Raw genomic sequence first — 14,630 nt, 5'->3', positions numbered from 1 at the left:
CGGCGGACGTCGTCGCAGGCCACTGTGGGAGGATCCCGATATCCACCTGTACAACGTCGCACCCACGAGGAGCGTGCCCATGTCGTCGAATCCGGTCGCCGAGACCGTCGCCTCGCTCATGCCGCGAGCGCGGGACGAGCTCGCCGAACTGGTGGCCTTCAGGTCGGTGGCGGACTTCGACCAGTTCCCCAGAAGCGAGAGCGAGGGCGCCGCGCGCTGGGTCGCCGACGCGCTGACCGCCGAGGGCTTCCAGGACGTGGCCCTGCTGGACACCCCGGACGGCACCCAGTCCGTCTACGGCCACCTGCCCGGACCCGAGGGCGCCAAGACCGTCCTGCTCTACGCCCACTACGACGTGCAGCCCCCGCTGGACGAGGCCGGCTGGGCCACCCCGCCCTTCGAGCTGACCGAGCGCGACGGCCGCTGGTACGGGCGCGGGGCCGCCGACTGCAAGGGCGGCCTGATCATGCACCTGCTCGCGCTGCGCGCCCTGAAGGCCAACGGCGGCGTCCCGGTCCATGTGAAGGTCATCGCCGAGGGCTCGGAGGAGCAGGGCACGGGCGGTCTGGAGCGGTACGCCGAGGAGCACCCCGACCTGCTGGCCGCCGACACCATCGTCATCGGCGACACGGGCAACTTCCGCGTCGGCCTGCCGACGGTCACCGCCACCCTGCGCGGCATGACGATGCTCCGCATCCGTATCGACACCCTCGAAGGCAACCTGCACTCGGGCCAGTTCGGCGGCGCCGCCCCGGACGCGCTGGCCGCACTGATCCGCGTACTGGACTCGCTGCGCGCGGAGGACGGCTCGACCACGGTCGACGGGCTGACCGCGGACGGCCCCTGGGAGGGCCTGCAGTACGACGAGGAGCAGTTCCGCGAGGACGCCAAGGTGCTGGACGGCGTACGGCTGATCGGCTCGGGCACGGTCGCCGACCGCATCTGGGCGCGGCCGGCCGTCACCGTCCTCGGCATCGACTGCCCGCCGGTCGTCGGCGCCACCCCGTCCGTGCAGGCGAGCGCCCGCGCGCTGGTCAGCCTGCGGGTGCCGCCGGGCGTGGACGCGGCCGAGGCGACCAAGCTGCTGCAGGCCCACCTGGAGGCGCACACCCCGTGGGGCGCCCGGGTGGCCGTCGAGCAGATCGGCCAGGGCCAGCCGTTCAGCGCCGACACCACGAGCCCGGCGTACACGGCGATGGCGCAGGCGATGTCGGTCGCCTACCCCGGCCAGGAGATGCAGTACGCCGGCCAGGGCGGCTCCATCCCGCTGTGCAACACGCTCGCCACGCTCTACCCGGAGGCGGAGATCCTGCTGATCGGTCTGAGCGAGCCGGAGGCGCAGATCCACGCGGTCAACGAGAGCGTCTCGCCGGAGGAGCTGGAGCGGCTGTCGGTGGCCGAGGCCCTGTTCCTGCGCAACTACGCCGCGAGCTGAGCCGCTCTGCTGTCGGCCGAGGGCCCTCGCCTTCGGGCGGGGGCCCTCCTACGGTCGTCCGCATGGACGTCGTAGAGCTGCTGCCGCGGCTGTATCTTCTGCGTTTTCCCGTGGGCCAGGCCTATCTGTGGTGCGACGGCGACGAGTTGACGCTCGTCGACGCGGGTCCGGGAGGCTCCGGAGCCGCCATCGCGGCCGTTGCCGAGCCGCTCGGCACGGTCCGCCGTGTCGTGCTCACCCACTTCCACGAGGACCATGTGGGCGGCGCGGGCGAGCTCGCCGCGCTGACCGGCGCCGAGGTGGTGGCCCACCACCTGGACGCCCCCGCGATCCGGGGTGAAGTCCCGGGCCCGCCGCCGGTGTTCGAGGACTGGGAGCTGCCGATCCACGCGGAAGCCGCCCGCCACCTCCCCGACACCCCCTTCGTCCACCCCTCGCGGATCACCGAAGTCGACGACGGCGACGTCCTCGACTTCGGCGAAGGCGCCCACGTCCTGCACACCCCCGGCCACACGCACGGCAGCATCGCCGTCCATCTGCCGCACCGGCGGGTGCTGTTCACGGGGGACACCGTGGCGGCGTCCCCGGTCGACGGCGCTGTGATGCCGGGCGTGTTCAACCTGGACCGGCCCCGGTTGCTCGCCTCCTTGCACCGACTGGCATCGCTGGACTGCGACGTGGCCTGCTTCGGACACGGCGATCCGGTCGTCGGCCACGCCGGCACGGTCCTTCGCCGAACGGCGGACAGGCACCCGCTCCGACCCTGACCATGGAGGACATGTCCTCTTTCACCCGCATCGCCCGCCACACCGAACTGGCCACCGAGCTGGCCCTGTTGGGGGACGGCGAGCTGACCGACCTGCTGGCGGGCGGGACGCCCGCGGGCGTCGGCATCGGCGGGCGCTGCGTGCTGGTCGAGGTGGCGGGCAGCCCCGTGTTCGTCAAGCGGGTGCCGCTCACGAACGTCGAGTCGCTGCCGTCGAACTCCCGCTCCACGGCGAACGTCTTCGACCTGCCGGCCGCGTGCCACTACGGCACCGGACGCAGCCCCGGCTTCGGCGCCTGGCGCGAGCTGGCCACGCACACGATGACGACGAACTGGGTGCTGTCCGACGGATTCCCCGGCTTTGCGCTGCTGCACCACTGGCGGGTGCTGCCGGACGAGGTACGGCCCCTGCCCGAGGAACTGGCCGATGTGGACGGCACGGTGGCCTACTGGGGCGGCGCCCCGCAGGTGCGTGAGCGTCTGGAGGCCCTGCGGACGGCGTCCGCGAGCCTGACGCTCTTCCTGGAGTACTTCCCGCACACCCTCCACGGCTGGCTCGACACGCAGGTCCGCACCGAGGACTCGGATCGGGTCTGCACGCGGGTGGACGACTGGCTCGGTGCGCTGACCGGCTTCCTCCGGGGCCATCGGCTCCTCCACTGCGACGTCCACTTCCAGAACGTCCTCACCGACGGCGCCGACTTCTTCCTCACCGACCACGGCCTGGCGTTCGGCCCCCGCTTCCGCCTCTCCCGGCCGGAGCACGCCTTCTTCGACCGGCACCGGGACTACGACCTCTTCTACGGCCGCGCCCACCTGGTGAACTGGCTCGTCACCGCCCTGTACGGATACGACAGGCTGGAGCGGGAGGCCTTCGTGCGCGCCTGCGCGGTCGGGGCCCGCGCCGACGGCGCCCCGAAGGCGGCCGCCGCGATCATCTCCCGGGACGCGCCGCTCACCGCCGTCCTCAACGGCTTCCTGGCCCGTCTGCGCCAGGAGGGCAGGCGGACGCCGTACCCGTACGAGGAACTCCGTCTCGCCCACGACAGCTCCACGCTGTCCGCGTAGTCGCACACGCCGGGTGCACCGGAACGCGGTGTGCGGATCAGCGGATCGGTGGATCAACCGAGCGGAATACCCGCCTCGAGGTAGAGGGCCGCGCCGCGTTCCCGCGCCCGCAGGGCCCAGCGCAGCCGCTCGTAGCGCACCGGCGGCAGCAGGTCGGCGGCCTCCTGCTCGCTGACGAAGCGCCAGTCGCGCAGCTCGGGCCCCGGCAGCAGCAGCCGCTCCGCCTCGGCGGAGTCGAGCCGGCCGCCGTCGAACAGGAGCCGCAGCCCGCCGAAGCCGGGCGGCGCGGGCGCCTCCCAGTCGACGACCAGCAGCCGCGGTACGTCGTCCAGGTGGATGCCGGTCTCCTCGGCGACCTCGCGCATGCCGGCGCGGGCAGGCGCCTCGCCGGGTTCCACGACGCCGCCGGGGAACTCCCAGCCGGCCTTGTAGGTGGGGTCGACGAGGAGGACGCGGTCCTGTTCGTCGAAGAGGAGGACGCCGGCGGCGAGCGTCTCGGCGGTCGGCTCGGGCGTCTGCACTATGTCGCACACCGGTACCTCCCCGCTGCCCACGGCCTCCGCGACGCGGACCGCGGCCTCGTACGGGGTGAGCGCGCTGGTGTCGACGGGGTGGGCGTCGGCGGTGAGCCAGCCGGCCAGGGCGCTGCGGTACGGCTCGATGTGGTCGTACGACCACTGCCGTATCCGCATCTCGCCGTCGGGGAGGTCGGGTGGGACCTCCCGGGCGGCTATTCGCTCCCGCAGGATCGTTTCGGCCGGGGCGAGGAGCACATGCCGGACCGTGATGCGACGGGCGGCGAGCCCGCCGAAGATCTCGTCGCGGTACTCCTGGCGCAGCAGGGTCATGGGGACCACGAGCGTCCCGCCGAGCTCCGCGAGCATGGCGGCCGCCGTGTCGATCACCAGGCGCCGCCAGATCGGCAGGTCCTGGTAGTCGCCGACCTCGGCGAGGTGCTTGGCCGGGAGCAGGTGTGCCAGCGCTCCGCCGACGACCTCGGGGTCGAAGAGCGTGCTGTTCGGGATCAGTTCGATCAGTTCCCGTGCGGTGGTCGTCTTTCCCGCACCGAACGCGCCGTTGATCCAGACGACGGTCACAGGTCCCCCTCTTCTGTTGGCCCCCTGAGGCTTGCCCGCTCCACCCTGCCACGGAAACCAGCCCCAGTTGAGGGCGCACATGGAGCGGCGCCGGTGCCCCGGGAGCGGGGACACCGGCGCCGTGGGGCCAGGGCCTTATCCGAGGGTCTTGTTCGCGTCGGAGAGGCTGTCCTGGCCGACGGTGTCGGCGACCGTGCCCACGGTGTCGTCGACGCCGAGGTCGCTGAGCACGGGATGATCGCCGAGGACGTGGTGGTCCCCGGTGTGCGTGGGGCTGATCGCCGCGACGACGAACCCGGCGGCGAGGGAGGCGATGGCCATCATGCTGCGCTTCTTCATGCCCCGATCAACTGCCGGACCCGGCCGGGGGTCACGCATCCGGGAGGCGTGCGGGTGGGGACATCCGACGATCACCCACTCATCGGTCTGGACCAATGAAGGAACTCCACACTACCGCTCCTCTTCCAACACGGTCCGACACGTTCTACCGTAAACGCGCACCGATGACGGGGACATGACGTCATCCCACCTTTGTGTGTTCGGAGGAACGTAACGATGCGTCACCCGCACACCCGCACATCCCGCCGAAGAGTGCTCGGAGCGCTCACCGCGGGCCTCCTGTGCACCGCCGGACTCGCCGCACCGGCCGCCGTCGCCGCACCCGCCCCGGCGCCCGCCGCCGACTCCGCCGCACCCGCCCTCGCCGACGGTCTCGCCCTCACCCCTCCGATGGGATTCAACAACTGGAACTCCACGCACTGCCGTGCCGAGTTCAACGAGTCCATGGTCAAGGGGATCGCGGACCTGTTCGTCGAGAAGGGCCTCAAGGCCGCGGGCTACCAGTACGTCAACCTCGACGACTGCTGGGCCCTGCCGAACCGGGACGCGGACGGCCGGCTCGTCCCGGATCCGGCCCGGTTCCCGAACGGGATCAAGGCCGTCGCCGACTACGTGCACTCCAAGGGCCTCAAGCTCGGCGTCTACACCAGCGCCGGCACCAAGACGTGCGACAGCGCCGGCTTCCCGGGCGCGCTCGGCCACGAGTACAGCGACGCGCGGCAGTTCGCCGACTGGGGCGTGGACTACCTCAAGTACGACAACTGCAACAACCAGGGTGTGGATGCCAAGTTGCGCTACACCACCATGCGCGACGCCCTCAAGGCGACCGGGCGGTCGATCGTCTACAGCATCTGCGAATGGGGCGAGAACAAGCCGTGGGAATGGGCCGCCGACGTCGGTCACCTGTGGCGCACCACGGGCGACATCAGTGACAACTGGGGCTCGATGCTGGGCATTCTGAAGCAGAATCTGCCGCTCGCCCCGCACGCCGGTCCAGGGCACTGGAACGACCCCGACATGCTGGAGGTGGGCAACGGTGGCATGACCGACACCGAATACCGCAGCCACTTCTCCATGTGGTCGATCATGGCCGCCCCGCTGCTCATCGGCTCGGACCTGCGCAAGGCCACTCCGGCGACCTTCGACATCCTCGACAACAAGGAGGTCATCGCCGTCGACCAGGACCCGCTGGGCAAGCAGGGGACGGTCGTCTCCTCGGCGGGCGGCCGCTGGGTCGTGGCCAAGGAGATGAAGGACGGCAGCCGCGCGGTGGCCCTCTTCAACGAGAACGGCACCGCCCAGCACATCTCCACCACCGCACAGGCCGTCGGCCTGCCCGGCGCCCGCGCCTACACCCTGCGCGACCTGTGGCGGCACAGCAGCTACAACACCGCGGGCACGATCTCGGCGACCGTCCCGGCGCACGGCACGGTGCTGCTGCGCGTCTCGGCCGACCGCGCCTGGGCCACCCACCCGCCGGCCGTCGAACTGGGCCTGAACGGCAGCCCGTTGGTCGAGGCGGGCACACCTGCCCCGCTCACCTCCGTCGTCACCGACTGGGGCCGCACACCGGCCGCACGGGTCTCGGTCTCGCTGACCGGGCCCGCCGGATGGGCGGTCCGGGCGGCCTCACGGCCGACCGCGGCCCTGCTGCCCACCGGCCGCTCCCTGAGCACCAGGTGGTCGGTCACCGCTCCACAGGGCACGCCGACGGGCTCGTACGACCTGACGCTCAGGGCGAGTTACCGCTCGCCGACCGGTCTGCGCGCCGAAGAGGTCCTGCCGCTGGCCATGTCCGTCGTCGTTCCGCCGCCCTCCGGGACCTCCGGGCTCGGCGACCTGCCGTGGCTGTCGGCCACCAACGGCTACGGGCCCGTCGAGCGCAACACCAGCAACGGGGAGAGCGCCGCCGGTGACGGGCATCCGATCACCATCGGCGGGGTGGTGTACGGCAAGGGCCTCGGCGTCCACGCGAACAGCGAGGTCGAGTACTACACCGGCAAGGCCTGCGAGAAGGTCACCGCGGACGTCGGGGTCGACGACGAGAAGGGGGCCAACGGCACCGTCGCCTTCGAGATCTGGGCCGACGGCACGAAGGTCGCCTCGACCGGCGTCCTGACCAACGCGATGCCCGCCCAGCCGCTCACCGCGGACGTCACCGGCGCCCAGGTGGTCCGGCTCGTCGTCACCGACGGCGGGGACGGCATCGACTCGGACCACGCCGACTGGGCGAACGCGCAGGTGAGCTGCTGACACAGCAAGAGCAGGTGAGCTGCTGACACCCGGAAGAGGGGTGCCGGCAGCCCGCCTGAAACGTTCCTGCCGTCGACGCCCGAGCGTGCCTCAGACCGCGGCCGCGTCCGCCCGCCTGGCGAGCGCGGCCGCGGCCGCTCCCACCAGCCCGGCGTCCGTGCCCATCTGGGCCGGGGTGATCTCCAGGCGCTGCACGAAGGACAGCGTCGCGTAGTCGCCCAGCGCCTTGCGCAGCGGGGTGAACAGGACGTCGCCGGCCTTGCCCACTCCCCCGCCGATCACCGCGATGTCGATCTCCACGAGGGTCGCGGTGGCCGCGATCCCGGCGGCCAGCGCCTGCGCGGCCCGCTCGAACGACGCCACCGCGACCGGGTCGCCGGCTCGCGCGGCGGCGGCCACCGCGGCCGCGGAGGCGTCTCCGTCGGGACCCGGCCGCCATCCGTTCTCGATCGCCCGGCGGGCGATGTTGGGCCCACTGGCGATACGCTCCACACAGCCCCGCGAGCCGCACGGGCACAGATCACCGTCGAGATCCACGCTGATGTGGCCGATGTGACCGGCGTTGCCGGTGGGTCCCGGGTGCAGCTGGCCGTTCAGGACCAGGCCGCCGCCGACGCCGGTGGAGACCACCATGCACAGCGCGTTGTCGTGGCCGCGGGCGGCGCCCTGCCAGTGCTCGGCGGCCGTGATGGCCACACCGTCGCCGATCAGTTCGACGGGCAGCCCGCCGGCCGCCTCCTGGACCCTGCGCACGAGCGGGTAGTCGCGCCAGCCCGGCACGTTCACCGGGCTGACGGTACCGGCGGAGGCGTCCACCGGGCCGGCGCTGCCGATACCGAAGGCCGTGGCGCGTCCCCACAGGGGCGAGGCGGTCAGTTCACCGACGACCTCCTCCACGGCGCCCATCACGGTGTCGCCGTTCTCCTGCGCGGGCGTCGCGCGCTGCGCGCGGACCAGGATCTGGCCGTGGCCGTCCACCAACGCCCCGGCGATCTTGGTGCCGCCGATGTCGAGCGCGGCCACGAGGTCGGTGTGCATCAGAGTCGGACTCCCCGTCAAACCATCGGATCCCGGTGGACCAGGGGAACTTACCCCTTCGACCACGGAGATGAGCGGGCCGGTCTCGCGGTGGGGGCGCAGGCCGGAGATTGTGGTGGACAGTCTCTCGCGCATATGACAACGTTGTCCAGGCTCTATGCTCGACGCCACATCCTCATACAAACTCATGGTCCGACGCATCCCCGTGGACAAGACCCGTCGACGAGACAGGACAGGACAGCGCATCGTGCCCGAGACCGCCCGCCGCACCGACCGATTTTCCGGCAGCCGCTACGGCAACCGTCCGACCATGAAGGACGTGGCCGCGCGGGCCGGGGTCGGGCTGAAGACCGTCTCCCGCGTGGTCAACGGCGAACCGGGGGTCACCCCCGAGACCGAACGCCGCGTCCAGGAGGCCATCGAAGCGCTGGGCTTCCGCCGCAACGACAGCGCGCGCGTCCTGCGCAAGGGCCGCACCGCCAGCATCGGCCTGGTCCTCGAGGACCTGGCCGACCCGTTCTACGGCCCCCTCAGCCGCGCGGTCGAGGAGGTGGCCCGCGCGCACGGCGCCCTGCTGATCAACGGCTCCAGCGCGGAGGACCCGGACCGCGAGCAGGAACTGGCGCTGGCGCTGTGCGCCCGGCGGGTGGACGGGCTGGTGATCATCCCGGCCGGTGACGACCACCGCTATCTGGAGCCCGAGATCAAGGCGGGCGTGGCCACGGTGTTCGTGGACCGTCCGGCCGGCAGGATCGACGCGGACGTGGTCCTCTCGGACAACTTCGGCGGTGCCCGCAGCGGGGTCGCCCACCTGATCGCCCACGGCCACCGCAGGATCGGCTTCATCGGCGACATGCCCCGCATCCACACGGCCGCCGAGCGTCTGCGCGGCTACCGGGCGGCCATGGAGGACGCCGGCATACCGGTCGAGGACTCCTGGATGTCCCTCGGCGTCACGGACCCGGAGCGGGTGCGCCGGGCCGCCGAGTCCATGCTGACCGGCCCCGACCCCGTCACCGCGATCTTCGCGGGCAACAACCGGGTGACGGTCACCGTGGTCCGCGTCCTCGCGGAGCAGAGCCGCCGGGTGGCCTTCGTCGGCTTCGACGACATCGAGCTCGCGGATCTGCTCCAGCCCGGGGTGACGGTGGTGGCTCAGGACGCGGCGGCGCTCGGCCGGACCGCCGCCGAGCGGCTCTTCCGCCAACTGGACGGCGAGCTGATCGCACCGGAACGCATCGAACTGCCCACCCGCCTGATCACCCGCGGATCGGGCGAACTGCCTCCGGCGGACTGAGCGGCCGATGGACGAGGCGAGCCGGAAGGAACGGAGCCCGGAGGACCGGGCACCGCAGGACGGGCTGCCTCGGGGGCGGTGGGCCCCGCAAGGGCCGGAGTGGTCGGACCGGTCGTTGGCGGGGCTCGGGCTGGACTGTGTTCCGTGGCAGGAGCCGTTGCTCTATCCCGGGGCCTGGCCCGCCGAGTCGGGGCTGCTCGAGGGGGACCGGCTGCTGCCGCTGGACCGCCTGGTGCACGAGGACCGCGTCGCCGTGCTGGCGGTCGGCTCCAACGCCTGCCCCGGCCAACTGCGCTACAAGATGGCCGAGTCGGGCATCACCTCGCCCATCCCGATGGTCCGGGCCCGGGTCACCGGCATCGACGTCGGCGTCTCCGCGCATGTGAGCCGTGCCGGATACGTCTCTGCGTCGCCGTTCCAAGCGCCGGATGCCGTATGCGAGTTGTTCGTGACCTGGTTCGACGCCGAGCAGCTCGCGGTGATCGACGCCAGCGAGGGCGTACCGCTGCCGCACGGCAACTACCGTCGCGCCTGGCTGCCCGCGCCCGAGGTGCGGATCGAGCTGGAGGACGGAACCCGGCTGCCCGGCGCCCACATCTACGTCAATCGGCGCGGAGTGCTGCGCAACGGCACCGACACCCCGCGACGGCACCCCGGCCAGCGGCGGCTGATCACCGAACTCCTCGTCGGATCGGCCCGGTTGAGGGAGTTGTTCGGCGTGACGCCCGAGGAGTTCTGCGCACGGGCCCGCGGCGACGCGTCGCTGCGCGAGCGGGGCGCCCGGGTGTTCGCCGAGGAGAAGATGGTGACGGCGTCCGGTCTGGAGAAGTTCCTAGGTGATCAGCAGACCGGCAGTCCGGGGACGGGCTCGTTGTTGTCCCCGCCCTTGATGTAGACGTCGCTGACGTAGACGTTCGTGTTGCCGCTGTCGTCGTCCGTCCTCGCCCACCAGACGTTGGTCCACTGCCCGTACGTCTCGCGGCGCCCCAGATTCTGCTGGCAGTAGAAGTAGTTGACGCCCGCGTTCAGGACCCCGGCCTCGGTGCCGGAGGCGGTGTAGGACTTGGCGGTGCGCCAGACGGTGCAGTCGTACTTGCCGCCGCCGGCGGGGGTGCAGGCCGGGGCGGGGCTGGTCGCGGTCCCTCCGCCGGTCGTGCCGCCACCCCCGGTGGTCCCGGCGCCCGAGGTGCCGCCCTTGGCGCCGCCCGTGGTGCCCCCGTCCGTGGTGCCGCCGCCAGGGGAGTTCGCGGTGGCGGAGGCCGAGGCACGGCCCGTGGGCTTGGTCCCGCCCTTCTCGCCGCCGGTCGGCGTCGGCTTCGGGGACTTCTTGTCGCCCTGTTCGGTGGACTTGGCGCCGGTCGAAGGGTCGGCGTCGGTGCGGTCGGAGGCGGACGCCGAGGCCGAGGCACCCGCACCGGACGCGGAGGCCCCCTTGTGCGCCTTCTCGCCCCCCGAGTTCACCAGGGCGACGGTGCCGCCGGCCGCCGCGAGGACGAGGGCGACGGCTACGGCGGCGAGCAGCACACGACCCCTGCGGCGCGGGGCGTCGGAAGACGCGATGGGGCCGGTGGGGGCCAACGCCGGGTCCGGTACCGGTGCGTACGGCACGGGCGGACCGAAGCCGGGCGTCGCGGGGGCGACGGTGTCGTGTCGGCCGGCGGCGTCGGCGGCGGTGTCGCGGGGACCCGCCGTGTCGTCGGAGGTGTCGTGTCGGCCGGCAGCGCCAGCGGCGGCTGCGGCGGCGGCGGGAGCCGTCCGCCCGGGCGGGTCGGTGGGCCCGGAGCCGTGCGGACGCGCGGCCGCCGCTCCCGGCATGACGAATGCCGTGGGCAGCGGCGCAACGCCGGGTTCCGTCCCCGTCCTGGGCGCCTGGTCGCCGCGCAGGGTAGTCGTCGGTGTGTCCGTGCCGCCCGCGTCCGCCACGGCCTGCAGCAGCGCGCGGGCCTGCTCGGCCTCCGGGCGGGTGTCGGGCCGCTTGTCGAGGAGTTGGCGCAGGACGGCGGTGAGCGGGCCGGCGCGCTCGGGCTCGGGGAGCGGTTCGGTGACGATCGCGGTGAGCGTGGAGAACGTCGACGTACGGCGGAAGGGCGAGGAGCCCTCGACGGCCGCGTAGAGCGTGGCGCCCAGGGCCCAGACGTCGGAGGCGGCGCTCGCGTCGGCGCCCTGGGCGCGCTCGGGCGCCAGGTAGTCCAGGGAGCCGACGAGGGCGCCGCTGCGGGTCAGGTGGGTGGCGGCGCCGTCGCCCGGGTCGTCCATGGCCGCGATGCCGAAGTCCGTCAGGACGACGCGTCCGGACCGTTCGAGAAGGATGTTGCCGGGCTTCACGTCCCGGTGCAGGACGCCGGCCCGGTGGGCCGCCGCGAGCGCGTCCATCACCTGGGCGCCGATGCCGGCGGCCTCGACGGGGCCGAGGGAGCCGCGCTCGCGCAGCACCTGCTCCAGGGAGGGCCCGTCGACGAGCTCCATGACGATCAGCGGACGGCCGTCGACCTCGGCCACGTCGTGCACGGCGACGACGCCGGGATGCCGCACCCGGGCCGCCGCGCGGGCCTCGCGCTGCATCCGCACCCGTAGATCGGCGAGTTCGGGCCCGTCGGCGTCGGTGTAGGTGCGCAGCTCCTTGACGGCGACCTCACGGCCCAGCACCTCGTCGACGGCCCTCCAGACGACGCCCATGCCGCCTCGGCCGAGCTGCGCCAGGACGCGATAGCGCCCCGCCAGCAGTCGTCCCGTCCCGTCGGCCCGGCTGTTCCCGCCTGAGGTCTCCCCCGAAGACACCGCACGCCCCGTTCCTGTCACCCGTCAACGCGTGGCGTACAGCCTACGGGGCGGAGGTGACGGCGTCGGCCGACGGTGACTGCCGTGACCGGCCCGCTACTTGGCGGACGCGGTCAGGTCGCCGCGCCGGGGCGCCGCGAAGCCCTCGAGGTCGGCCCGGGTGAGGCCGGTGAGGCGGGCCACCTCGGCGATGTCGAGGGCACCGCAGTCCAGGCCGCGCAGCAGGTATCCGCCGAGGGCCTTGGCGGTGGCGGGCTCGTCCATGACGTCGCCGCCGGCCCGGTTGGCGTAGCGGGCGAGCCGGGCGGCGGCCTGTTCGAAGCCCTCGCGGTAGAAGGCGAAGACGGCGGCGTAGCGGGTGGGGATGTGCCCGGGGTGCATGTCCCAGCCCTGGTAGTAGGCGCGGGCGAGCGCCCGCCGGGTCAGTCCGTAGTGCAGCCGCCAGGCGTCGTGCACCTTCTGAGTCGGCCCCACCGGCAGCACGTTGGTCGAGCCGTCGGACACCCGTACCCCCGTCCCCGCCGCCGCGACCTGCATGATCGCCTTGGCGTGGTCGGCGGCCGGGTGGTCGCTGGCCTGGTAGGCGGCGGAGACGCCGAGGCAGGCGCTGTAGTCGAAGGTGCCGTAGTGCAGTCCGGTGGCCCGCCCCTCGGCGGCCTGGATCATGCGGGCGACGGTGGCGGTGCCGTCGGTGGCGAGGATGGACTGGCTGGTCTCGATCTGGATCTCGAAGCCGATCCGGCCGGCGTCCAGACCGTGCGCCTTCTCGAAGGCCTCCAGGAGCCGGACGAAGGCGCTCACCTGCTCGGCGTACGTCACCTTCGGCAGGGTCAGCACCAGCCCGTCGGGCAGGCCGCCGGCCCGCATCAGGCCGGTGAGGAAGACGTCCAGGGTGCGGATGCCCCGGTCGCGCACCGGCGCTTCCATGCACTTCATGCGGATGCCCATGTACGGGGCCGCCGTGCCGTTCTCGTACGCCTGGGCGATCAGCCGGGCCGCGCGGGCCGCCGTCTCGTCCTCCTCGGCGTCCGGGCGCGGGCCGTAGCCGTCCTCGAAGTCGACACGCAGGTCCTCGACGGGCTCGTGCTCCAGCTTGGCGCGCACGCGCGTGTAGACGGGCTCGGCGAGGTCGTCGGCGAGGCCGAGGACGGCGGCGAAGGAGGCGGCGTCCGGGGCGTGTTCGTCGAGGGCGGCGAGGGCCTGGTCGCCCCAGGAGCGGATGGTGTCGGCGGCGAAGACGTCTCCGGGGACGTAGACGGTGTGGACGGGCTGACGGGTGCCGGGGTCGCCGGGGTAGCGGCGCTCCAGTTCGGCGTCGACCGGGGCGAGGGAGGCGCTGATCTCCTCGCTGACGGCGCCCGCGAGGCTCGTCGCCACCGTCTCCTGCTGGCCCTGACCCATCCCACACCCTCCAGTTTTCCGCTCTACGGAATCAACAATCCGTAGAACGAAGGTATCCGTGCCCGGTCGGCCCGGTCAACACCGTGTCCACGTGCCGACCACGCCATGACCTCGGCATGTTCACTCCCCACCGCCTCCCGGGTATCACACCGCTCGACGCACAACTCCCCCCACGCGAGACTCGTCCGGCCCGTGCGACCGAAGGAGCCCCCGTGCCCGACCAGCGCCGAGTCACCCGCCGTCTGGGCCTGCGGGCCTTGTTCGCCGCGGCCCTCACCGCGCCCCTCTCCGGAGCCGCCGCGATCTCCACCTCGTCCGCCTCCTCGTTACCGGTGCGAGCACGGGTCCGCAGCGCCCCGATACGCGGGCGTCGGGGTCCTCGACTGCAGGTGATGACCTTCAACCTGCGCTTCGCGAGCACCAAGGAGCCCGACAGCTGGAGCGACCGCAGACCCGTGATGCGCGACCTGCTCCGGCGCGCGCGTCCCCATGTCGTCGGCACCCAGGAGGGCCTGTACCAGCAGTTGCGGGACATCGAGTCCGACCTGGGCGCTCACTACGACTGGATCGGCACCGGCCGTGAGGGCGGCAGCCGCGACGAGTCCACGGCGATCTACTACGACAACCGGCGGCTGGCACCCGTCGAGCACTACACCTACTGGCTCTCGGACACGCCGGAGACCATCGCCTCCAACACCTGGGGCGCCGCCTTCCCCCGCGTCGTCACCTGGATCAGATTCCGCGATCTCGCGGACGGCGGACGGGAGTTCTACGTCTGCAACACCCACTTCGACCACGCGAGCCAGTACGCCCGCGAACGCAGCGCCGATCTGATGACCCAGCGGATCGCCGCGCTCCGGTACCCGCTGCCGGTCGTGGTGACCGGCGACTTCAACGTCGCCGCGCACAAGAACACCGTCTACGACAGGATGCTGTCCACGGGTCTGGTCGACGCCTGGGACACGGCGGCCGAGCGCGGCGCGCCGTACGCGACCTTTCACGGCTACCAGGGGCTGAAACCGGACGGCGACCGGATCGACTGGATCCTCACCACGGCCGGGGTGACCGTGCACCGCGCGGTGATCGACACCTTCTCCGCGCACGGCCAGTACCCCAGCGACCACCTTCCGGTGCGGGCCTGGCTGAGCCTGGCATGAG

12 protein-coding genes are annotated in these 14,630 nt (G+C 72.5%); 7 read left to right on the top strand and 5 right to left on the bottom strand.

The genetic code is table 11. The annotated features are described in order from the left end of the window. Positions 1 to 79 precede the first annotated feature (79 nt). The 3 genes from ACIGDI_RS06435 (at position 80) to ACIGDI_RS06425 (ending at position 3,269) form a co-directional block, all read left to right on the top strand. Positions 80 to 1,435 carry a dipeptidase gene (locus ACIGDI_RS06435; RefSeq protein ID WP_399891330.1) on the top strand — a complete coding sequence of 452 codons (1,356 nt, stop codon included), beginning with the start codon at positions 80 to 82 and terminating at the stop codon, positions 1,433 to 1,435. Positions 1,436 to 1,497: 62 nt separating this feature from the next. Next, complete coding sequence (locus ACIGDI_RS06430; protein WP_399891327.1) at positions 1,498 to 2,202, top strand: MBL fold metallo-hydrolase; 705 nt, start codon at positions 1,498 to 1,500, stop codon at positions 2,200 to 2,202. A gap of 11 nt (positions 2,203 to 2,213) precedes the next feature. Then, on the top strand, positions 2,214 to 3,269 hold the full coding sequence (locus ACIGDI_RS06425; protein WP_399891324.1) for a protein kinase family protein: 1,056 nt from the start codon (positions 2,214 to 2,216) through the stop codon (positions 3,267 to 3,269). Between the two features lie 53 nt (positions 3,270 to 3,322). Here the strand turns inward: ACIGDI_RS06425 and ACIGDI_RS06420 are convergent, their stop codons facing one another. Both ACIGDI_RS06420 and ACIGDI_RS06415 read right to left on the bottom strand, forming a co-directional pair. Beyond that, complete coding sequence (locus ACIGDI_RS06420) at positions 3,323 to 4,366, bottom strand: NUDIX domain-containing protein (protein WP_399891321.1); 1,044 nt, start codon at positions 4,364 to 4,366, stop codon at positions 3,323 to 3,325. Between the two features lie 135 nt (positions 4,367 to 4,501). Continuing rightward, the gene (locus ACIGDI_RS06415; protein ID WP_399891318.1) at positions 4,502 to 4,705 is read right to left on the bottom strand and encodes a hypothetical protein; all 204 of its coding nucleotides are present in this window, start codon (positions 4,703 to 4,705) and stop codon (positions 4,502 to 4,504) included. Between the two features lie 216 nt (positions 4,706 to 4,921). Here ACIGDI_RS06415 and ACIGDI_RS06410 point away from each other — a divergent pair, with 216 nt between their 5' ends. Next, on the top strand, positions 4,922 to 6,958 hold the full coding sequence (locus ACIGDI_RS06410) for an NPCBM/NEW2 domain-containing protein (RefSeq protein WP_399891315.1): 2,037 nt from the start codon (positions 4,922 to 4,924) through the stop codon (positions 6,956 to 6,958). Between the two features lie 90 nt (positions 6,959 to 7,048). Here ACIGDI_RS06410 and ACIGDI_RS06405 read toward each other — a convergent pair whose 3' ends face one another. Then, complete coding sequence (locus tag ACIGDI_RS06405; RefSeq protein ID WP_399891312.1) at positions 7,049 to 7,996, bottom strand: ROK family protein; 948 nt, start codon at positions 7,994 to 7,996, stop codon at positions 7,049 to 7,051. Positions 7,997 to 8,183: 187 nt separating this feature from the next. Between ACIGDI_RS06405 and ACIGDI_RS06400 the strand changes: the two genes are divergently transcribed. Both ACIGDI_RS06400 and ACIGDI_RS06395 read left to right on the top strand, forming a co-directional pair. Further along, a complete protein-coding gene (locus ACIGDI_RS06400; protein ID WP_399891309.1) occupies positions 8,184 to 9,293 on the top strand; it encodes a LacI family DNA-binding transcriptional regulator in 1,110 nt (369 codons plus the stop codon). A gap of 157 nt (positions 9,294 to 9,450) precedes the next feature. Continuing rightward, positions 9,451 to 10,188, top strand: a complete 738-nt coding sequence (locus ACIGDI_RS06395) for a hypothetical protein (RefSeq protein ID WP_399891306.1) — start codon at positions 9,451 to 9,453, stop codon at positions 10,186 to 10,188. Here ACIGDI_RS06395 and ACIGDI_RS06390 read toward each other — a convergent pair. Beyond that, positions 10,134 to 12,071 (bottom strand): protein kinase, encoded by a 1,938-nt coding sequence (locus ACIGDI_RS06390; RefSeq protein WP_399891303.1) that lies wholly within the window; start codon positions 12,069 to 12,071, stop codon positions 10,134 to 10,136. The genes ACIGDI_RS06395 and ACIGDI_RS06390 overlap by 55 nt on opposite strands. A 96-nt stretch (positions 12,072 to 12,167) precedes the next feature. Continuing rightward, complete coding sequence (locus ACIGDI_RS06385; protein WP_399891300.1) at positions 12,168 to 13,472, bottom strand: DUF6986 family protein; 1,305 nt, start codon at positions 13,470 to 13,472, stop codon at positions 12,168 to 12,170. Positions 13,473 to 13,684: 212 nt separating this feature from the next. On the opposite strand from ACIGDI_RS06385, the gene ACIGDI_RS06380 reads away from it, so the two are divergent. Then, positions 13,685 to 14,629 (top strand): endonuclease/exonuclease/phosphatase family protein, encoded by a 945-nt coding sequence (locus tag ACIGDI_RS06380; RefSeq protein WP_399891297.1) that lies wholly within the window; start codon positions 13,685 to 13,687, stop codon positions 14,627 to 14,629. The last annotated feature ends 1 nt before the right edge of the window (position 14,630 follow it).

Source organism: Streptomyces sp. NPDC085900 (assembly GCF_044540925.1).
Classification (GTDB): domain Bacteria; phylum Actinomycetota; class Actinomycetes; order Streptomycetales; family Streptomycetaceae; genus Streptomyces; species Streptomyces gilvifuscus.
This window is presented reverse-complemented; position numbering and strand designations above follow the sequence as displayed.

Bases quoted from the DNA above. Each gene is read 5' to 3' on its own strand.
- ACIGDI_RS06435 (WP_399891330.1), top strand. From the start codon at position 80: ATGTCGTCGAATCCGGTCGCCGAGACCGTCGCCTCGCTCATGCCGCGA.
- ACIGDI_RS06430 (WP_399891327.1), top strand. From the start codon at position 1,498: ATGGACGTCGTAGAGCTGCTGCCGCGGCTGTATCTTCTGCGTTTTCCC.
- ACIGDI_RS06425 (WP_399891324.1), top strand. From the start codon at position 2,214: ATGTCCTCTTTCACCCGCATCGCCCGCCACACCGAACTGGCCACCGAG.
- ACIGDI_RS06415 (WP_399891318.1), bottom strand. From the start codon at position 4,705: ATGAAGAAGCGCAGCATGATGGCCATCGCCTCCCTCGCCGCCGGGTTC.
- ACIGDI_RS06410 (WP_399891315.1), top strand. From the start codon at position 4,922: ATGCGTCACCCGCACACCCGCACATCCCGCCGAAGAGTGCTCGGAGCG.
- ACIGDI_RS06405 (WP_399891312.1), bottom strand. From the start codon at position 7,996: ATGCACACCGACCTCGTGGCCGCGCTCGACATCGGCGGCACCAAGATC.
- ACIGDI_RS06400 (WP_399891309.1), top strand. From the start codon at position 8,184: ATGGTCCGACGCATCCCCGTGGACAAGACCCGTCGACGAGACAGGACA.
- ACIGDI_RS06385 (WP_399891300.1), bottom strand. From the start codon at position 13,472: ATGGGTCAGGGCCAGCAGGAGACGGTGGCGACGAGCCTCGCGGGCGCC.